Source organism: Candidatus Accumulibacter contiguus (genome assembly GCF_036625285.1).
Classification (GTDB): domain Bacteria; phylum Pseudomonadota; class Gammaproteobacteria; order Burkholderiales; family Rhodocyclaceae; genus Accumulibacter; species Accumulibacter contiguus.
This window is the reverse complement of sequence record NZ_JAZKUC010000001.1, coordinates 1,101,878-1,119,352: the sequence shown is the minus strand read 5'-3', so window position 1 is coordinate 1,119,352 and position 17,475 is coordinate 1,101,878. Positions and strand designations below refer to the sequence as shown.

21 protein-coding genes and 3 pseudogenes are annotated in these 17,475 nt (G+C 63.4%); 5 read left to right on the top strand and 19 right to left on the bottom strand.

Going from position 1 to position 17,475, the window contains the following annotated elements:
* Positions 1 to 13 precede the first annotated feature (13 nt).
* Both V5B59_RS05500 and V5B59_RS05495 read right to left on the bottom strand, forming a co-directional pair.
* Complete coding sequence (locus V5B59_RS05500; protein ID WP_169071810.1) at positions 14 to 796, bottom strand: gamma-glutamyl-gamma-aminobutyrate hydrolase family protein; 783 nt, start codon at positions 794 to 796, stop codon at positions 14 to 16.
* The gene (locus V5B59_RS05495) at positions 793 to 2,211 is read right to left on the bottom strand and encodes a cation:proton antiporter (RefSeq protein ID WP_169071811.1); all 1,419 of its coding nucleotides are present in this window, start codon (positions 2,209 to 2,211) and stop codon (positions 793 to 795) included. Before V5B59_RS05495 ends, V5B59_RS05500 begins: the two co-directional genes overlap by 4 nt.
* On the opposite strand from V5B59_RS05495, the gene V5B59_RS05490 reads away from it, so the two are divergent.
* Positions 2,198 to 2,689 carry a MarR family winged helix-turn-helix transcriptional regulator gene (locus V5B59_RS05490; RefSeq protein ID WP_332351679.1) on the top strand — a complete coding sequence of 164 codons (492 nt, stop codon included), beginning with the start codon at positions 2,198 to 2,200 and terminating at the stop codon, positions 2,687 to 2,689. The two genes, V5B59_RS05495 and V5B59_RS05490, sit on opposite strands and share 14 nt — an antisense overlap.
* Positions 2,690 to 2,703: 14 nt before the next feature.
* Positions 2,704 to 3,222: an OmpA family protein gene (locus V5B59_RS05485; protein ID WP_169071813.1), complete on the top strand. Its 519-nt coding sequence runs from the start codon at positions 2,704 to 2,706 to the stop codon at positions 3,220 to 3,222.
* A gap of 407 nt (positions 3,223 to 3,629) precedes the next feature.
* Here V5B59_RS05485 and tnpC read toward each other — a convergent pair.
* The 6 genes and pseudogenes from tnpC to V5B59_RS05455 all read right to left on the bottom strand — a co-directional run.
* Positions 3,630 to 4,208, bottom strand: a pseudogene (gene tnpC, locus V5B59_RS05480) (IS66 family transposase); the annotation flags it as partial.
* A gap of 23 nt (positions 4,209 to 4,231) precedes the next feature.
* Entirely contained in the window at positions 4,232 to 5,638 is a 1,407-nt protein-coding gene (locus V5B59_RS05475; RefSeq protein ID WP_332351678.1) for a DUF6399 domain-containing protein, read from the bottom strand.
* An 87-nt stretch (positions 5,639 to 5,725) separates the two neighbouring features.
* Positions 5,726 to 5,854 carry a hypothetical protein gene (locus V5B59_RS05470; RefSeq protein WP_332351677.1) on the bottom strand — a complete coding sequence of 43 codons (129 nt, stop codon included), beginning with the start codon at positions 5,852 to 5,854 and terminating at the stop codon, positions 5,726 to 5,728.
* A gap of 536 nt (positions 5,855 to 6,390) precedes the next feature.
* Entirely contained in the window at positions 6,391 to 6,606 is a 216-nt protein-coding gene (locus V5B59_RS05465; RefSeq protein WP_288131552.1) for a ribbon-helix-helix domain-containing protein, read from the bottom strand.
* A complete protein-coding gene (locus V5B59_RS05460; protein ID WP_288131556.1) occupies positions 6,584 to 6,742 on the bottom strand; it encodes a hypothetical protein in 159 nt (52 codons plus the stop codon). Before V5B59_RS05460 ends, V5B59_RS05465 begins: the two co-directional genes overlap by 23 nt.
* Positions 6,743 to 7,004: 262 nt before the next feature.
* A complete protein-coding gene (locus V5B59_RS05455) occupies positions 7,005 to 7,271 on the bottom strand; it encodes a ribbon-helix-helix domain-containing protein (protein ID WP_034916234.1) in 267 nt (88 codons plus the stop codon).
* A 167-nt stretch (positions 7,272 to 7,438) separates the two neighbouring features.
* Between V5B59_RS05455 and V5B59_RS05450 the strand changes: the two are divergent.
* Positions 7,439 to 7,594, top strand: a pseudogene (locus tag V5B59_RS05450) (hypothetical protein); the annotation flags it as partial.
* Between the two features lie 269 nt (positions 7,595 to 7,863).
* Here V5B59_RS05450 and V5B59_RS05445 read toward each other — a convergent pair.
* From V5B59_RS05445 to V5B59_RS05395, 11 genes are all read right to left on the bottom strand, one after another.
* Entirely contained in the window at positions 7,864 to 9,357 is a 1,494-nt protein-coding gene (locus V5B59_RS05445) for a F0F1 ATP synthase subunit alpha (RefSeq protein WP_169071693.1), read from the bottom strand.
* Positions 9,347 to 10,093, bottom strand: coding sequence for a F0F1 ATP synthase subunit delta (locus V5B59_RS05440; RefSeq protein WP_169071694.1), 747 nt, complete (start codon positions 10,091 to 10,093; stop codon positions 9,347 to 9,349). Before V5B59_RS05440 ends, V5B59_RS05445 begins: the two co-directional genes overlap by 11 nt.
* A gap of 9 nt (positions 10,094 to 10,102) precedes the next feature.
* The gene (locus tag V5B59_RS05435; protein WP_169071695.1) at positions 10,103 to 10,369 is read right to left on the bottom strand and encodes an ATP F0F1 synthase subunit C; all 267 of its coding nucleotides are present in this window, start codon (positions 10,367 to 10,369) and stop codon (positions 10,103 to 10,105) included.
* Positions 10,366 to 11,073 (bottom strand): F0F1 ATP synthase subunit A, encoded by a 708-nt coding sequence (locus V5B59_RS05430; RefSeq protein ID WP_332351676.1) that lies wholly within the window; start codon positions 11,071 to 11,073, stop codon positions 10,366 to 10,368. The genes V5B59_RS05435 and V5B59_RS05430 overlap by 4 nt, the downstream gene beginning before the upstream one ends.
* Positions 11,073 to 11,345, bottom strand: coding sequence for an AtpZ/AtpI family protein (locus V5B59_RS05425; RefSeq protein ID WP_169071697.1), 273 nt, complete (start codon positions 11,343 to 11,345; stop codon positions 11,073 to 11,075). Before V5B59_RS05425 ends, V5B59_RS05430 begins: the two co-directional genes overlap by 1 nt.
* Before the next feature lie 74 nt (positions 11,346 to 11,419).
* Positions 11,420 to 11,824, bottom strand: a complete 405-nt coding sequence (locus V5B59_RS05420) for a F0F1 ATP synthase subunit epsilon (RefSeq protein WP_169071698.1) — start codon at positions 11,822 to 11,824, stop codon at positions 11,420 to 11,422.
* Positions 11,821 to 13,176 carry a F0F1 ATP synthase subunit beta gene (gene atpD / locus V5B59_RS05415; protein WP_169071705.1) on the bottom strand — a complete coding sequence of 452 codons (1,356 nt, stop codon included), beginning with the start codon at positions 13,174 to 13,176 and terminating at the stop codon, positions 11,821 to 11,823. Before atpD ends, V5B59_RS05420 begins: the two co-directional genes overlap by 4 nt.
* A gap of 74 nt (positions 13,177 to 13,250) precedes the next feature.
* The gene (locus V5B59_RS05410; protein WP_211203511.1) at positions 13,251 to 13,619 is read right to left on the bottom strand and encodes a cytochrome b5 domain-containing protein; all 369 of its coding nucleotides are present in this window, start codon (positions 13,617 to 13,619) and stop codon (positions 13,251 to 13,253) included.
* On the bottom strand, positions 13,619 to 14,872 hold the full coding sequence (locus V5B59_RS05405) for a ferric reductase-like transmembrane domain-containing protein (protein WP_169071699.1): 1,254 nt from the start codon (positions 14,870 to 14,872) through the stop codon (positions 13,619 to 13,621). Before V5B59_RS05405 ends, V5B59_RS05410 begins: the two co-directional genes overlap by 1 nt.
* Positions 14,873 to 14,890: 18 nt before the next feature.
* Entirely contained in the window at positions 14,891 to 15,196 is a 306-nt protein-coding gene (locus V5B59_RS05400; protein ID WP_169071700.1) for a hypothetical protein, read from the bottom strand.
* Positions 15,189 to 15,584: a hypothetical protein gene (locus tag V5B59_RS05395; RefSeq protein ID WP_332351675.1), complete on the bottom strand. Its 396-nt coding sequence runs from the start codon at positions 15,582 to 15,584 to the stop codon at positions 15,189 to 15,191. Before V5B59_RS05395 ends, V5B59_RS05400 begins: the two co-directional genes overlap by 8 nt.
* 328 nt (positions 15,585 to 15,912) lie before the next feature.
* Between V5B59_RS05395 and V5B59_RS05390 the strand changes: the two genes are divergently transcribed.
* Complete coding sequence (locus V5B59_RS05390; protein ID WP_308240187.1) at positions 15,913 to 17,004, top strand: hypothetical protein; 1,092 nt, start codon at positions 15,913 to 15,915, stop codon at positions 17,002 to 17,004.
* Positions 17,004 to 17,372 (top strand): annotated as a pseudogene (locus V5B59_RS05385) (antitoxin); the annotation flags it as partial. The gene V5B59_RS05390 and the pseudogene V5B59_RS05385, both read left to right, overlap by 1 nt.
* Positions 17,373 to 17,475 lie beyond the last annotated feature (103 nt).

Here is a 17,475-nt window from a genome sequence, read left to right as displayed (position 1 = left end):
TGGTTCGTCCCGCTCACCAGAATCGGCCGCGCGCGGCAGCGAGAAACTCGTCGAGGATTGGCGTGCAGTCCAACAGTACCTCGCTGCCGGGGGGATGGAACTCCGGGTGCCACTGCAGGCCCAGCACATACGGCCTGCCTTGCAGGCGAATGGCTTCGATCAGGCCGTCCGCGGTGCTGCGCGCTTCGACCTGCAGGTCCCGACCCAATGCTCGGATCGCCTGATGATGTATCGAAACCACCCGCCCAGCGGTCTTGCCCGGGTAGAGCTTCGCCAAGCCGGACTTTGTGGCCCACTCGACCGCGTGACTGTGCTGGTCGTAATCGCTATGGACGTGCTCGCCCGCCGCTTCGATCTGTGTCGCGATGTCCTGATAGAGTGTCCCGCCAAGCGCCACGTTGATCAGTTGAGCTCCGCGACAGATGCCGAGGACCGCCTTGCCGGCTTCCATGAATTCGTGCAGAAGTTCCATTTCGTAGGCGTCGCGCACCCGGTCGCCAGCCCAGTCGGGGTGCAACGGCTCCTCCCCGTAGCTTTGTGGGCTGAGGTCAGCTCCACCCTGGAGAATCAGGCCATCGAGATACTCCGGGTAGTCCGAGAGCCGGATGCTGCTGCGATGGACCATGGCGTCGCCACTGACCGCGGGGATCATGAACACCATCACTTCGCGGGACATCACCCAGTGCGCCACCGATTGCTCGAGGTACTGTAGGGACTTCGACTGCAAACCCGTGGCGCCGACCACTGGGTGGTAGATGCGTGCGGAGAGACCGATACGTAAAGGGCGTCTGCTCATGATTTGTCTCCCCAGGAACCTTTGTTGGAGGCAGGCTTCTCTGCTGCCGGGTCGTCCGATTGCAGATAGGTTGCTTCGCCGAAGCCCTTGATCGCCGTCTGCGTGGCCAAGGGGCCAAACAACTGCATGAGAAGAATCGTCGCCAGCAAGGCGCCCGTCAGTCGTGGCTCAAGCCCGGAGTAGAGCGTCTGCATGTTGGCAAGAAGAACCAAAGCAATGCTTGACATCGGCTGTAAACCAATTGACAGGTAGATTGAAGATGCGGTTCCCAAGCAGAGGCGATTGCGATTCAAGAGAACGCCTGCGAGTTGCCCGGCGAAGCGCGCGATGATCACCAGGACAGCGTCCGGCCAGCTCTCCACGACAACTCCAATGTCGAGCGCGGCACCGGCCAGAACGAACGTGGCGACGAGAAAAATCCGGGCGTCACTGGCAATCCGAATGGCAACGACCTGCTTGTTTCGATCCAGGGCGCGCGTCAGATAGCCGAAGAGCAACATGGGCAGCAATGCGGAAATGTCGAGGTGGATCGCAGTTCCAACGCCCAGGACGATGGTTCCCAGAATCAACAGGTGCTGGTGTTCCGAACGCCGTCCCAGGAGTTGAGCGCCGGTCAGGACGAGCGCAGTGCAGGCACCACCGAGCACCACGGCCCCACCGACTTCCTGCGTCGCTGTCCAGGCGCCGGCGAGGCTGTAAATCGCCCCATCCTCGACCAGAAGCGGCATTGACCAGGTAGAGACAACCAAGGCAACGCATCCATCGATTGCCACCATGGTGAACAGCAAGCCGGTTTTTTCTCCTCTGGCGCCCACGTCGCTGCAGGTGGCAATCGTGATCGCTGGCGAAGTGGCCAGACAAAGGGCTGTCGCGAAAACTGCGGAACTGGCGGAGAAGTCCATTGCCAGGAGCGCCAGAACTACGGTCGCTCCGGTGGTCAGGGAGATCAGTATCCCCGCGCTCAGTCGGTTCCATCCTTCACTGACTGCCACCAGCGGAACTTGATAGCCCAATTCGAACAGAATCAGGCCCAATGCCAGATCGATGAAAAGCTGGTTGGACTCGATGTGATAAGGCGCTATCCAACCCAGTCCGCTCTGGCCGACCAGCAATCCAAAAACGACGTAGCCGGTGGTTCGTGGTAAAGCCAGCGCACGACGCGAAAACTCGCCCGCACCCAGGCCGCCAAGAAGCGCCACGCCGAAAATCTGGATCGAATTGAACATCGAGTCGCGAACCCTTACCGGTGCTCTGAGTGGCACAAAAACGTGACCAGCGGCCTTGGCACAATGCTGTCGCCAAAGGTGCAAGTACAAAAAATCTATCGATATTACATTGATGGTGAATATAATAGTCTTTCTATCTCGATTAGAGCAATGCCTCACGCCGATGACACATCCTTTGACGGCCGCCACACCGCCGGTCCACTTGGCGGTTCTACAACAGTTCCGTGTGATCTACGGCACGATGCGCCAGTATTTCCGTGAGGTGGAAGATCGTTGCGGACTCCCTGGTTCACAGATGTGGATTCTGCAGGAAGTGCATCGCTGCCCGGGGCTTGGCGTGACAGATCTCGCTGCACGCTTGGGTATACACCAGTCTACCTGTAGTCAACTTGTTGAAAAACTGGTCGCCCGAAGATGCCTCATCAAGACGCGCAAGCAGGAAGATCAGCGCCGGGTCGGTCTCCAGCTCGCACCAGACGGAGTGAAGGCCATCGCGGCGCTACCAGGGTCCGCAGAAGGCGTCCTTCCTGAAGCGCTTGCCGCCATGCCGGAAGTCGCCCTACAAACATTGTATATCAATCTATTTGAGTTGATACGGCATCTGCCCGGACGAGACGATGCCTTCGCCAGCATACCGCTGGCAGACATGCTGCGGGATCCGGAATGAGGCCTGCTCAGATCATGTCCAGGCTCTCCAGCCTGATACAGCTGTTCTATGGCGTAATGCTCATCGGATGCAGTACCTTGGCCATTTCACCTTCAGAGCCGATGCCGCAACAGTCGCTTGATTCTTCTTCAGCCCCAGATACCCCATTGGATGCGCCCTCAACCAAGGAAACGGATTCTGTAGCGCTGGAGGAAGCTAACAGCATCTACTTCGCCAAGGGCGCAACCCGTATCGATACGGCGGGGCAGGACAAACTGCGGCATCATGCAGTGCGCTTGAAGGCGAATCCGGCGCAGGTGGTGACCTTGGCCGGTTACACGGACGACCTGGGCAGTGACTCATATAATCTGGCGATAGCGGAGCGGCGTATCGAAGCCGTCGCCAAGCTCCTTCGCACCTACGGCGTTCCCAAGAAACAGATTCATCCGCTGCGTCGCTATAGCGTCGGTCGAGGGGAAGCAATGCCGGCCTGTAGAACAACCGAATGCCGCCAGATCATGCGCCGGGTGGAAGTGATCTATGGTATTCGGTAAAGCGGTTCGCGTCGTGTTCGGCAAGGATGGGAAATTAGGAGGATTCCGGTCGTCATCGCTCAGGGGCGAACGATGAGAAATCCAACTGCAGGAGTTACTCCGGGACCAGTAGTCAACAGCCGAAGCCTGTTCCCACTGTCAATGGGTCTTGGCGACTGTGGAGTTTCCGTCCCACCATGGGGCTGGACGAGAGGCTACCAGGAGAGGCGTTGTCCGAATTCGTATTCGGGCGCCAGTTCTCCAAGCGGGTTCTTCTGACCGACCGGCGTGTCGACCCTGTCCCAAGGCGGTGGCTCACACGCGGGCATCACATCCAGGCCGCGGGGTCATGTCCGGGTCAAGCTGCGGGGTCAAAAGCTGCAGTAACAGCGTAAGCGTTCAGCGCACCCACCCCTGGGTGCGCACAATTACACTGGTTTTTTGAGAGGTAACAGCTCGTCGATGCGGCTGTTTGGCCAGTCGGGGAGTTTCGCCAAGGTGTCGGTCAGCCAGGCCATGGGCTCGATACCGTTCGCACGCGCGGTTTCGAGCAGCGATTGAATCGCCGCGGCGCGTTGGCCGGCCGCCTCGGAACCAGCGAACAGCCAATTCTTCTTGCCGATGGCGATCGGGCGAATGGCATTCTCGACGGGGTTGTTGTCGATCGGATAGAAACCGTTCGTGGCAGAACGGGCAAAGGCCGGCCAGCGCCGCAGACTGTAGTCGATCGCCTTGGCCAGTGCGCCGCCGTCGGCCACCGATCGGCGAGTGTTCTGGGGCCATAGGTGCAGGGCTTCGAGCAACAGCTGACTGGTTTCCTTTCGTCGTCGGGCCCGTTCCTCGACCGTCTTCCCTTTCGCAGCGTCCTCGATGGCATACAACTCGCCGATACGGCGCAGGGCCTCGGCCGCGACCGGGCTCCCATTCGCCTGATGGAGATCGAAGAACTTCCGCCGGGCATGGGCCATACAGGCGAGTTCGATCACCTCGCCGCGAAACAGGGCTTCGATCATCATTCCGGCCGCTCCCGCTACGCCGCCACCTGCATCAGATAGGGCGGCTTGGGTGGTCGAGGTCGTCGGCGCGCCGGTCGTGGGGGCAGCGGCATGCGCTGGAGCGCCTGCGTGAACAATGTTTCGTGGGCACGGCCAAAAAAGCGCTCGGCGGCGGTCGTGCCGTCGGCGCGACGGATGTGGTAGTTGTGTACGGCGGTGAGCGCCGCGAGCTTGCGGTTGCTCAGGCGATGGCGGCCCTGGTGATGCAGGGCCAGTTGTCCGTTACGGCCCTCCACCCCGGAACTGCTGCGCTGGAAGCGATCGGCGCATTCGCCGGCCACCTGTTCCAGGCGCGCTCGCTCGGCGCTCGGCAAGGCCTGGAGCGGATGGTCGCCGTGGCGCAGCGGTTCGAGCAACTGGTGGCTCAGTGCGCGCAGTCGGTGACGCGGCTCGGCGTGGGTGCTGCGCGCGGCGACGCGCTCCAGATACAGGGCGGGAATCAGTTGCTCGACGAGGGCGCGCTCCAGGTTGGGTGGCAGCGCGAGGGCCTCGACCTGCAACTGCAGGGTGGCGAAGAAAAAGGGAATGGTGGCCAGCAGTTGGGTAGTCAGACGTTGCGCCTTGGCCAGGCGTTCACGGGCGCGCGTCGGCAGATCAGCGGCCGCGGCGATGCGCCCGAGCTGCGTCCAGACGTCGTTGAGGCGCTGCGCGACGGGTTCGACGGGTTGTGCCTGTCCGCGCTCCAGGTCATACGGGTGATACCCGATGCCCAGCTCCCGCACCAGTTCGCGGGCTTCGCTCTGACGCGCCTGCGCCTGGGTGTGCGCGACTTCGGCCTGCACCACCTCGCTCACGGCGGCGTGGATGCGGGCGGCGAACGCGGGTGGGCGACCGCGGGGACGTGGCGACTGGTTCTCGTACGCCTGCTGGGCCGCCCGCTCGACCGCCCAAGCCTGCTGAGCGGCCACCACCGTCGCAGCGGCCTGCCGAACCTGGCGGGCCAGGGAGAGACTGGTGGCCTTCGAAACCTCATGCTGGCCAGGGAAGAGGTCCGGCGAATGATGCACACCCAGGTCCACCTCGACCTGCCGATGCAACGCCCCGGCCTCGTCGCTGGTGCCCTGAATCACGGCGACATCCAAGCCGACCAGGGCTTCCTGGAGCGCCTGCGTCCAGGTCGCCGCCTGACGATCCGCCGCGTACTGTTCCAGAAGAAGAAAGCCCGACACCGGCTCCAGCGCCACCAGACCCATCTGTGGATGGAAAGTCTCATCCTCACACACCGTGAGATCCCGGTGCGGCATGCCCCGCGCCAGCGCCGCGCGCTGCTCCTCCGCGACGGCGACCAGCGCCTCCTCCAGCGCCGCATTGAGGCCTTGCTGGGTGCCGTAGCTGGCGCCGACGAAGGCCGACAGCCCGCTCAACTCAAGGAATTGGCACACCACCCGAACTCCGGCACCACCCTGCAGGGTGATGCTGAAGTGCGCCGCCAAAGCCGCTGGGGCCGCGCCGACCGCAACCGGTTTGCATCACTCCTGCAAGGTACTGCGTGCCAGGCCGAGGTCGGCGGCTACCTGCCGTTGCGGCTGTCCCGCCGCCAAGCGCGCGCTGGCCGCCCCAAGCTGTTCAGCCCGCTCCAGGCGCGAGCGGCGCTTCACGACCCACCCACCATCGACCACCGTGCAGCGCACAGTGGCACCGGCCTCGTATCTGGGCTATAGTCAATCCCGGCAGGACCTTCGAGCATCTTCCTTCTCCCTCGGTGAGTTTGCACTTCCAAGGGTACGAGATTTCGAGGGGCCTGCCACTCCTTTCTCCACGCTCAGCACTTGGCCTTGGCCGGAATGATGATCGAGGCCAAAAGGGGCGTCGATCAAGGACGCCTTTCTGATGTCTATCAGACAACTGCTGTCGCTGACGATGATGCGCATGGGCGGCCTGCGGCCCTTGCAGGCCGCTTTTGACATCGGAGATGGGAGCGCGCAGCAACTCCGGCGCCTTGCTCAGCGAGATCAGCCCCTCGGCCAGCGCCCAATAGCAAAGTCGCTCGAAGCGCTGCGCCCGTTCGATGGACCCGCGGGCGACGGCCGGGCACAGTTCGCCCTTGCTGTCATTGAGCACCATGGAAGGGGTGACGCCTTTGATCGTGCCGCCGTAGCAGGTCCGTTCAACGCCGAGTTCCCGGCGGGCGAGTCTACACATCTTGGCTGGCGGGAACGCGCGCGGCTCTTCTTTTGCGGCCTTCGCGCTTGATTTCCTCGGGGTCCCATGGCGTGGGCTCGCCGCTGTCGAGGCCATCGCGGATATCCTGGCGTAACTGTTCGAGCTTGGCCGCCCGCACGCGATCCTGTTCGTCCATGAGGCGAAACGCCTTGCGGATAACATCCTCAAGCTGGTACTCGGTCGTCACCGTGGACCGTCCACGGCATCGCGAGAAATGTCGCGGGCGTCACGATGGCAATGCTCTTGAACGGATGCAACGACAGCAAGTCTTTGTCGCCCGTGACCAGCACGTTGGCTGAAGCAGCGATTGCACAGCCAAGCACGTGATCGTCATTGGGATCGCGCGAGGCATGAACGGCAGCCGGCTCGCACCAGATAGCCTCTCTCCACAAGTAGGCGCAGGCATGGGCCACACGGGAGGAAGGCCAGTCAAATTTTCGCTCAAGGGTTTCACAAGCTCGGCCTTCAGCTCAGGGGAGACCGCGACGCGGAAGGGGGCCGTGAGCGCCTTGATCAGGGCAGTCTGCGGCACCCCTCCGAAGACGAGCGCCGAAACATAGACGCTCGTATCGGCAACGACGACCGTCACGCCGTGGGCTTGGGATCGCGGCTCGCCCGCTCGCGACGCACTTCGTGCACGGCCCGCTCGACATCGGGCTCGGTCAGACCCCGTTCGGCTGCTTTCGCCTGGCCAAAGGCATTCATTTCTGCCCACCAGTTCTTGCGCTCGTATTCGCGCAGGGCTTCGCGCACCAGTTCGCTCATCGTGCGGTGTTCGCGCCGGGCCATCTCCGCGGCGCGGGCGAGCATTTCGGGCGGCAGAGTAATGGAGAGTGTTTTCGTCGTTCGCATGGCTTCAAGGTAACAATCCTACTTAGTCGTGTCAAACATGATTTGGCAATATCCAGGATTCCGTGCGCTTTTGCGGGGTTATGCTGGGTTGACCTCTGTTTTCGTCCGTCATATTATGCATGATAAAGGACATTATCATTCGTTAGTCTGGGGATAAGGAGCAGGGGATGACGCAGGTGCTGGACGAATGGAAAGAGGATGGCCGAGATCCTGCCGAGTTTCTAACGACATTGGTGCGGCAGGCGCAGAAGCATCCGTATGCTGAGTGCAACTTTCTCAAGAAGCCGTTTCTCGACGCCTGCCAGCAGATTGGCGTTCTTTGAGAACTCCCGCAGCAACCCACGCCAGTGCTCATAGGCTCGGGAGGCCAGTCGGCACGTGGTCAACCGTCCGCCAGAGCTTGCGGTTTCGAGGCACACAGGTCCACCGGCTGGCCGCGACTGTGTCTTGAGCCGAACCACAGTGCCTTGGTCAATCAGGGTGTCAGCAGCGACTGCGCGGTAAAGCTTGCGAACTTCCTCGTGAAGGGGGCGTTGCATGCCAACCAATACACGGCCGACCAAAGATCCACCGCGACAGAGTGTATTCCATCTCACGCCGGCGGCTCATCGCACGCCTCCTGCAGCCAGCCGGCGACGGCATCCCGCCAGGCATCCCGACCCGCGGCCAGCCCGGGTCCCCCAGCCGCCGCCTGGTGCAGCAGTCTCGCCAGCCGTCCCTGGACCGCCTCACCTGCCAAGGCGTCGAATGCTCCCTCATTGTAGGCGACCAGCCAGGCCAGGTGCTGTTCCGGCGACAGCGGCGCCAGGCGTTCCTGTTTGAGCAGTTCCCGCAGCAGCCGGCCGCGCTGGATTTTGGCATCGACCCCGGCCTCCAGCCGCGAGCCGAAGCGGGTGAAGACCTCCAGTTCGAGAAACTGCAGGAAATCCAGTTTCATGCGCCCGGCCTCGGCCTTGATGGCCGGTAACTGCGCCTTGCCACCGATTCGCGAAACCGAGCGGGTGATGTCGATGGCGGGCAGAAAACCGCGCGCGTAGAGCGCCGGATCGAGGTAGATCTGGCCGTCGGTGATCGAGATCAGGTTGGTGGGTATATAGGCGGCGATCTCGCCCTGCTCGGTTTCGACGATCGGCAGGGCGGTCATGCTGCCGCTACCGTAACGCGAGGCCAGACAGGTCGAGCGTTCGAGCAGTCGCGCGTGCAGGTAGAAGATATCGCCGGGGTAGGCTTCCCGCCCCGGCGGGCGACGCAGCAGCAGCGACAGCTCGCGATAGGCCCGTGCATGCGTGGTGAGGTCGTCGTACACCACCAGCACGTCGCGGCCGCCCCACATCCATTCTTCCGCCAGGGCGCAGCCGGCGAAGGGCGCGAGGAACTTGAGCCCGGGTGTGGTGGTGGCCTCGGCGACGACGACGCAGCTGATGTCGAGAACGCCTGCCTGGCGCAGGGTCTCGATGGTGGCGACCACCGCCGAGCGCTTCTGGCTGATCAGCACATAGACGCAGAGCACATCGCGCCCTTTCTGGGCGATGATCGTGTCCATCGCCAGCGAACTCTTGCCGGTGCCCGCGTCGCCAATGATCAGTTGCCGCTGGCCTTTGCCGATCGGGATCATGGTATCGACCATCTTGCTGCCGCTGAGCAAAGGGCGCCTGACGAAATCACGGGCGGTGATCGGTGGTGAGGGGACTTCCAGCGCGCGGCGCCGCGTGAATTTCGGTTGCGGCCCGCCATCGAGGGGATTCCCCAGCGGGTCCACCACGCGGCCGAGAAAGCCGTCACCGACGCCGATATCGAGTCGCCGTCCGGTCAGATGGGCCGCTGCACCGGCAGCGAGGCCTTCCTCCTGACCGAGCAGGATGGCGCCGATGCGCTTGCTGCCGAGATGGAACACCAGCGCCTCGCTGCCATTCTCGAAACGCAGGATCTGGTCCATCGCCGCCGATGGCAGCCCCTCGATCCAGGCGATGCCGTCGCCGATCGCCGCCAGCTTGCCGATTTCGCTGATCCGCAATTGCGGCTGGTAGCCGGCGAGCCACTGGCTGCGCAGGCCGCCAGCGTTCAGTGCAGATGGGTCAGTGATCAAGCCTGCCTGCTTCCGCAAAAACGCCCAGTTCGCCGGCCAGGCTGAGATCCAGTTGCCAGGCCCCGAGCGATAGCCGGACGCCGGCCCGCAGCCCGCTGTCCTCGACGAAATCGAGGTGGACGAGCTTTCCCAGCCGGGCATCGACGGCTCCGGAGATCTGCCGGCGTTGTTCCTCCGAGAGCGGATGGGCGCTGCGCAACACGCCTTGCCGATGACCATTCTGGCCCGCCCGCAAAGGCTCCAGACGTTCTTCGGGTAAAGCCGACAGTTCCTCGACGAAGATTTCCAGCAGCCGCGCTTCGATCTCGGGGCTGGCAAGCCGGGTCAGTAGTGCGCTGGCGAACTGGCGGGCGAGGGCGCCGGACTGGCTGGCGAGTTCGCGCTGCAGGGTCTCCTGCCGGTGTGCTTCACGGGCGGCATTCCGTTGCCGCTCAGTGGCCAGGTCCCGGTTCAGCCCTTCCATCTGTCGCGCATGCTCTGCCGCCATCTGGGCATCGAACTGGCTGCGAGCGGCCGCCTTCTCTCGCTCCCAGTCGGCCAGACGGCTTTCGAACTGGCGCTGCAGGGCCAAGGCCCGTGCTTCCGTCGCGCGCGCTTCGTTGAGGGTGGCTTCGATTCCGGCCCGGCGTTCGGCCAGGGTCGCCAGTACCGGGCGAGAGAGAAAGCGTTCGAGGATCCAGATCAGCGCCAGGAAATTGATGATTTCAAGGGCAAAGGTGGTCCAGTCCAGCTCCATGGCCGCCTCCTACTTCAAGAGGTATTCGAGCAGCGGATTGCGGAAGAGGATGATCAGCACGATCACCAGGACGTAGATGGCCAGCGACTCGATCATCGCCAGGCCGATGAACAGGGTGCGGGTGATCGACTTCTCCGCCTCCGGCTGCCGCGACAGAGCCTCCAGCGCCTGCGTGATCGCCCGGCCCATGGCAATGGCCGGGAAGATGATGCCGATCGCGATGGCCAGCGTTGCCGCCACGGTGGAGACCAGGACAAACCAGTGCATGTCGCTCATGGGCTGCTTCCTTTCGTGTCATTCGATGGGGGGGCTTCGGGGTTCTCCACAGCATGCGATTGCATGCCGCCGGCGATGTAGATCAGGGCCAGCGTGCCGAAGATGTACGCTTGGACGAGGGCTTCGACGATGTGCAGCATGAGTACCGGTACCGGCACCAGCAGGCCCGCAACCAGGAGAACCAGCAGGGCGGCCATTTCGAGGCTCATGATGTTGCCGAAGAGGCGCATTGCCAGCGCGATGGTGCGGGAAAACTCGCCGAGCAAATGAAACGGCAGGAGGATCGGGCTGGGGACCAGATAGTGGCGCAGATAATTCTTCAGACCTTCGCTGCGGATGCCGAACCAGTGCACCGAGACAAAGACCAGGCAGGCCAGCGCGGCGGTGGTCGACAGATCGCTGGTGGGTGCATGCAGACCGGGAACGATCCCGGTCAGATTGGCCACGGCGACGAACAGCCAGAGGGTACCAATGAAAGGCAGGAGCAGGCCGGATCGGCCCGGTAGCACCCCTTCGATGGCCGCCTCGATCGACTGGACGACACCTTCCAGCGCCGTTTGCACAAGACCGGGGTGGTCGACCGAAAGTCGTCGGGTCGCCAGCCAGCAGGACAGTCCGAAGGTCAGCAGGAGGCCCCAGGTGGTTACCACCGTCGAGGTGATGCGCAAGCCCCCCAGACTGAAAACAACGCTTGCCGCTTCCATTACCAGTATTTTCGGATGAAGAGATAGACATTGAACACGCCGAGCGCGAGGCCGAGGAGGATCAGATTCACCGTCCACCGCACCGTGTAGCCCTCACCCAGGCTGTCGAGCCAGCGCCCCAGATAGGCCCCCGCCAGCAGGGGCGCCAGGAACAGCACCGACAGACTGCCGAGGAAGACCGTCTGCACGAGAAGAGAGCGCCGGCTCCGTTCAGCCTCCTTGAGTCTTTCGCTGTCACGGGAAACTTCGCGACGCCACTTGTCGTCGTTCATAATGACTTACGAAGATCGTCGTTCATAATGACTTGCGAAGATGGTCGTTCATGATGACTTGCGGTGATGGTCGTTCATGACGGCCACCGATCCAGGGTGCGCAGGCGCCGGAAAAGCTCCTGCTCCAGTTGTTGGAGATTGTCCTTGACGCTCCTCAGAGCCTCTTCTTCCTGTGCCAGTTGCCCTGCCAGCAGTTCCGAGATTCGTTGATAGTCTTCGTCGCAGAGGTAGCGCCGGGTACTGACGGTCAGTTGATCGTCGGCAAAGCGCAGTACGGCGCCGGGGCAGGCGAGATACTGCCACGCACCCTGCGTGCTGCGAAAACGCGACAGGCCATAGTCGAGGACTGTCATGAAGCGGGCGCGTCCCGGCTGAATGCCGAAGCTGCCGCTGGCATCGCTGCCGACAAAGCTCTGCACCTTGTCGAACCGCTCGCAGCGCACTGCGCTCTGCAGATGCAGGGTGATCCCGCTGCTCATTGCACACACTCCATACCGGCGCGCATATAGCAGCGATCCTCGGGCAGCTCGTCGTAGCTCCCCTTGATGAACTCCTCGCAATCGGTGAGGGTCGTTGCCAGAGGTACCGAGGCCCCGGCGATACCGGTGTGGTCGGCAACGACAAAGAACGGCTGCGTGAGATAACGTTCGAGCAAGCGCGCCCGCAGAACGGTGCGCCGGTCGGCTTCCGACAGCGCTTCCATGCCCAGCATGGCGATGATGTCTTCAAGTTCGCGGTAGCGGGCGAGATGCTCGCGCACTGCTTGCGCCACCCGGTAGTGACGGTCGCCGAGGGTGACGCGATCCATCATGCGGCTGCCCGAAGCCAGGGGGTCGACCGCCGGGTAGATCCCCTTGGCCGCCTGACTGCGCGAAAGAATGACGGTGGTGTCGAGGTGGGCGAGGATCGCCCCCACCGCCGGGTCGGTCATATCGTCAGCGGGTACATACACGGCCTCGACGGCGGTGATGTTGCCGCTGCGTGTGGAAGAAATGCGCTCCTGCAATTCCGCCACTTCGGAGAGCAGTGTCGGCTGGTAACCGACCGTCGCCGGCATGCGCCCGAGCAGCCCCGAGAGCTCGCTGCCCGCCTGCACGAAGCGGAAAGCGTTGTCCATCAGGAACAGCACTTCCTTGGCGACATGGTCGCGCAGGTATTCGGCATAGGTCAGCGCCGACAGCCCAATGCGGAAGCGGACTCCCGGCGATTCGTCCATCTGACCGAACACCAGCAGCGAGCGCGGCATGACGCCGGCGTCCTGCATGTCGTGCCAGAGCTCATGTCCTTCGCGAATGCGCTCACCGACTCCGGCGAAGACCGATACCCCCTGGTGCAGGTGGACGATGGCGTTCATGAATTCCATGATCAGCACCGTCTTGCCGACACCGGCGCCACCGAACAGGCCGGTCTTGCCGCCGCGCACGAAGGGACACAGGAGGTCGATCACCTTGATGCCGGTCGGCAGGATTTCTCCCATGCCGAGCGCTTCCGAAAGCGGCGCCGGGGCCGCGACGATGGGGCGAGATTCCGTCGACGCGAGCAGCGGGCCACCATCCAGCGGGTGGCCAAAGATGTCGAGCAAGCGGCCCAGGCAATCCGGGGTCACCGGTATCTGCAGCGGCCCGCCGCTGTCAAAGACTGGCAGCAGCCGGCGCAGACCGGCCGTGCGATGCAGGGCGATCGCCCGGGCCCGGGATTCGTCGAGGTGGCGATGCACCTCGAAGGTGTAACGCTCGCCATCGAGGCAGACATACACCGCCTGATGCAGCGGCGGCAGGCGGCTGCACAGGATGTCGATGACCGGCCCGTGCACCTCCTCGATGACCCCCAGCGGCGCCTGTTCGGGTGCTGGGCAGGGTGGCCTCGCCGTGCCGGGTGGTGAGAATGAAGCCAGGAGGTCGTTGGTCACGGTTTGTTGGCAGCCAGGATGCCGATCCGGTACTTGGCGAGCAACTCGTCGGCATAGGCGGAATGCGGGCGCCCTTTGGTCTTGGTGTCATAGGCCTCGGTCGCCTCCTTGCCGCACCAGGGCAGAACGATCTCGGGGGGCGACGGATGCCGGGGCAGATAGGCGCTCAGGTCGTAGACCGCGCCGCGAATCGCCATCCAGCAGTTGTCCGGCAGTGCGTGCCTGGCCAGTTCGCTCCTTGCGATGACCTTTTCGGCCGCTACTGCAACGCTTTCTTCAGCGGGCGGCAACCACAGGCTGCTTGCCCAGAAGGCTGACACCAGCAGCCAGAAAATGAGGGTGGTGGATAGGTAGAGTCGGCGCATTATCGGAATCCGAAGTTTTCAAAATGGATATGGCGAGGCTGGATGCCGCGCGCGTGGAGGGACTGTCTGACCGCGGCCAGCATGCCCGGCGGCCCGCACAGATAACACTCAACTCCGGCCAGCTTGACTGCGTCGGGCAGGAAAGCATTGACATCCGGCGGCTCGTTCCCGGTGGCCAGAGCCTGCAGGGATAAATGTGGATCGCGTTCGGCGAGCGCGCGCAGCTCCTGCAGAAAGGCAGCGTCGGCCTCGGCGCGATAGAGATAGACGAGAGTCGTCTGCTGACTGAGCGGGCCTGCTCGCAGCAGCGCCAGGAAAGGCGTGATGCCGATGCCGCCGGCCAGCCACAGTTGCGGTGCCGCTGGCCGCTCGGCCAGGAAGGTGCCGAAGGCGCCATGCACCCGCGCCAGGACGCCCGGCTCGATGGACTGGATGCGCCGGGTGCAATCGCCGAGGGCCTTGACGCCGACGCGGATTGCACGGTCGGTGCCGATGGAGCTGACCGTGAAGGGGTGAAATTCGCCGCAACCCCGGAACGTCGGCCCGGCGAAAAAAGCGACCAGGACGAACTGTCCTGCAGTGGCGGCAATGGGTTCTGCCAGCGGCTTGAGAGAGATCTCGACCATGCCGTCAGCAACTGGCACGGCCGATTGCACGATGTACGGCCGCGCCGCCAATCCGCTATCTTCCAGCAGGAGTCGCCAGCCGAGGAACAGGGCGGCCAGTGCCAGGATCGGCAATACCGGTTCTTCGATGCCGAGTTGCAGCAGGTGCCACAGACCGGCCAGCACGCCGACCCCCAGCGAGACATGCAGCCAGCGCCAGGGTCGATAGGGTAGGCGCGTCGCGAAAGTGGCCGCCAGCCCGAGCATCAGGAGCAGCAGCGACAGCCAACCGAGCCTGACCGGCCAGCCCTGGCTGAACGGTGAAAGCGTCTGCCAGGCCAGAGCAGGAGACGCGGGCCAGGCATCGGCAGCGAGCGCCAGCGGATGTGCCAGCAGCAGGACGTAAGCGGCCATGCCGACGCGGTGATGCCATTGGTACATCCGTTCCAGTCCGCCCAGCCAGCGGGACAGCCAGGTTTCCCGCAGCATCAGCAGCAGGCTGGCGAGCAGCAGGCCGCAGCCCGCCCAACCGAGGACAATGCCCAGACTGCGTGCGAGCGACAGGCCCTCCGGGAAGGCCCAGTAAACGGGGCCTGCGGTAAAGGCAAGGATCAGCAGCGGAATCGATAGCCAGCGAAGGAGGAACATGGTGGGCTCGCGCAGGAATCAACTGGAGGGCTGGCGAGAGTCGCTTGCCGGCCGCAGGTGCTCACAGATGTCACGTCCTCCCTGCGGCAACGCCATGCCGCGCGCTCTGGCGCGCTCTTCCATGAGTTGGTGATGCGCGACCTGGTAGCTGCGGCACTCCTCGTACGTCGTGAAGCCACGAATCCTCGCCTGATGTTCGATTCGCTCATCCGCTGTCATCAACTGCCAGCCGCGGGTATTCCCCTCGCTCGCGCGCACGGGGCCACGCGCCTGCGCAGTTGCGGCGACCGACAGCAGCAGCGTGATGATCAGGACTCTATTCATTGTCTGCACCCTGCACAGGCTTCCTCAGCCAATGGACCAACCCGAAAAAGCCGATCGAGCCAACCAGCAAGACCAGCGCCACGCGCAGGTCGTTGAGTGCCGCCGGGGCAGCGATCAGCAGAATGCCCACTCCCAGCATCATGGCCCCCGAAACCGGTTTAAGCAATCGTCCCTCGGTCTCCGACATTTGCTCGCTGAAGAAGCCGCGTGCCTGCATGCGGTCGCAAGCATTTTGCCGCGCTGCCATCAAGGTCGTGCCTTTTTCCTTGGCGCGTGCCTCCATGGCCTGACGGTGCTCAAGCTGGATCGCCTTGCATTCGTCGAGGGTCTTGGACGAGCATCTTGTCGTGGTGGGCGCCTCACGGCCTTGCCGTCGCGGACGGTTCATGCGTTGCGCTCCCCGGTCGCGAGCATATTGCCTTCGACAAAGGTTTGATGGGCGGTGGCAGTCGGCCCGATGGTGGCAAGTACCTCCGCGACGAACTTCCGTTTGACCATGGAAGCGCTGAAGACGTCGCCAGGGCGTCTGAGCGACTGACCATCTGTGGCTTCAGCGGACGGGTTCACGGGGACAGGTTTTCGGTTTTCGTGGATCGTTGCGATCGTGGTTCAGGGAATCCTAAAGATTTGCTGTGCAGCAAATATTGCCTTATCTTGGGAATATCCTATACAGTTTCTTCATTCGCTGCACAGCGAATAACCCATGAGGCACGATCGTGAACACCCCTGAAGTCGAGCGCGCGTTGATCGCCGAACTCCTGGAAGCCCTGCGGGCCCTCCCGGACGTGACGGCTGATCTCGCGTGCCAAGGCGACGCCGGCGGGCAGGCCGCGGTGAACGACGTTTCGGTCTCGATGCTGGTCGCCGGGCGTCCATTGGCACTGCTGGTCAGGATCCGAAAGGCGCTCTATCCGCGGGATGTCCGGCAGGCACTTTGGCAGATCCGGGATGCGGCGTCGCGGCGCATTGGCGATGCCGGCGCAGAAAACGCCGTGTCGCTGCTTGTAGCCGAATCGATCTCCCCGGGCGCCAAGGAGTTGCTGCAAGCGGAGCGGGTCGGTTATTTCGACGCCGGGGGCAGCCTGTACCTCCCCGCACCGGGTGCGCTCTTCTTCGTGGACAAGCCGCCGTCGAAGTCGACCTCCCGCGCCATTCGTTCGCTGTTTTCAGGGCGCCGTGCGCACGTGCTGCATGGTCTGCTGATGCGTCGCGAGGACTGGCTCGGTGTGACCGATCTGGCCGAAGACGTCTCGGCATCCCCATCGACGGTGTCGATGGTCTTGACCGAACTGGAGCGACTCGATTGGCTGGGTTCGCGGGGACAGGGGCCGGGCAAGCAGCGGCGCGTGCGTCAGCCTGCCGCACTGCTGGATGCCTGGGCAACGAGCCTGAAGCAGCAACCGGCCGAGGCGATGCGAAGGTTCTTCGTTCCGTCCATGAAAACCGACGCCCTGGCCGCAGGACTCGAAGGCGTGTGTTCATCGCGTGGAATCGACTACGCGGTCACCCATGAAGCGGCTGCCCAGCGCTACGCCCCGTTTCTGTCGAACGTCTCGCAGGTTCGCATCCGCTTGCCAGTCGGCTCGGCCACCGAAGCAGCGCTGGGCGAACTGGGCGCCCGCCCCGTCAGTGAGGGAGCGAATCTGGTGGTCATCGACGCCAAATCGCCAGGGGATCTGCTGTTCAGGCAGCGGGTGGACGGTGTCTGGCTGGCCAGCCCGATCCAGACCTACCTGGACCTCGTGTGCGCCGAGGGGCGCGCCAAGGAGTTGGCCGAGCACCTGCGCAAAGAAAGGATCGGCTTCTGATGGTCAAACCGACCCACTTCGGTGGATACAGCGATGCCTACACCGTGGACTGCGAGCGCGTTCTCGTCACGCTGCTGCGCGGACTCGGCCCATGGAAGGAATCGGTTTTCCTAGTGGGAGGACTGACCCTGCGCTATCTGGTGCCCCAGCGTCCACCCGACGTGCCTGCGCACGCCGGCACGCTGGATGTCGACATCGTCATCGATCTGCAGCTCCTGGCCGACACCGACGCGTACCACTCGCTGGAGGACAACCTGAAGCGCATGGGGTTCGAACGCGCTGTCAATGAACAGGGCTTGAAGCTTTCGTGGCGCTGGCAGACGCGCACCGAGCACGGCGCGCTGATGGTGCTGGAGATCCTTGCCGATTGTTAGTGGCTGGAAGGAAGCGCGCATAAATGGCGCAGAAGAATGGCAGAGAATGCTGGACTGATTGAGTGGACAAAGGAGGGGCCGGTAAGGGCCCCTTGAG

What these genes read in the sequence shown, in the direction of transcription:
- V5B59_RS05440 (WP_169071694.1), bottom strand. Translation starts at nt 10,093, where the DNA reads ATGGAGCTGGACTGGACCACCTTTGCCCTTGAAATCATCAATTTCCTG.
- V5B59_RS05500 (WP_169071810.1), bottom strand. Translation starts at nt 796, where the DNA reads ATGAGCAGACGCCCTTTACGTATCGGTCTCTCCGCACGCATCTACCAC.
- V5B59_RS05425 (WP_169071697.1), bottom strand. Translation starts at nt 11,345, where the DNA reads ATGAACGACGACAAGTGGCGTCGCGAAGTTTCCCGTGACAGCGAAAGA.
- V5B59_RS05430 (WP_332351676.1), bottom strand. Translation starts at nt 11,073, where the DNA reads ATGGAAGCGGCAAGCGTTGTTTTCAGTCTGGGGGGCTTGCGCATCACC.
- V5B59_RS05395 (WP_332351675.1), bottom strand. Translation starts at nt 15,584, where the DNA reads ATGAACCGTCCGCGACGGCAAGGCCGTGAGGCGCCCACCACGACAAGA.
- V5B59_RS05420 (WP_169071698.1), bottom strand. Translation starts at nt 11,824, where the DNA reads ATGAGCAGCGGGATCACCCTGCATCTGCAGAGCGCAGTGCGCTGCGAG.
- V5B59_RS05410 (WP_211203511.1), bottom strand. Translation starts at nt 13,619, where the DNA reads ATGCGCCGACTCTACCTATCCACCACCCTCATTTTCTGGCTGCTGGTG.
- V5B59_RS05455 (WP_034916234.1), bottom strand. Translation starts at nt 7,271, where the DNA reads ATGCGAACGACGAAAACACTCTCCATTACTCTGCCGCCCGAAATGCTC.
- V5B59_RS05400 (WP_169071700.1), bottom strand. Translation starts at nt 15,196, where the DNA reads ATGAATAGAGTCCTGATCATCACGCTGCTGCTGTCGGTCGCCGCAACT.
- V5B59_RS05485 (WP_169071813.1), top strand. Translation starts at nt 2,704, where the DNA reads ATGTCCAGGCTCTCCAGCCTGATACAGCTGTTCTATGGCGTAATGCTC.
- V5B59_RS05435 (WP_169071695.1), bottom strand. Translation starts at nt 10,369, where the DNA reads ATGAGCGACATGCACTGGTTTGTCCTGGTCTCCACCGTGGCGGCAACG.
- V5B59_RS05405 (WP_169071699.1), bottom strand. Translation starts at nt 14,872, where the DNA reads ATGTTCCTCCTTCGCTGGCTATCGATTCCGCTGCTGATCCTTGCCTTT.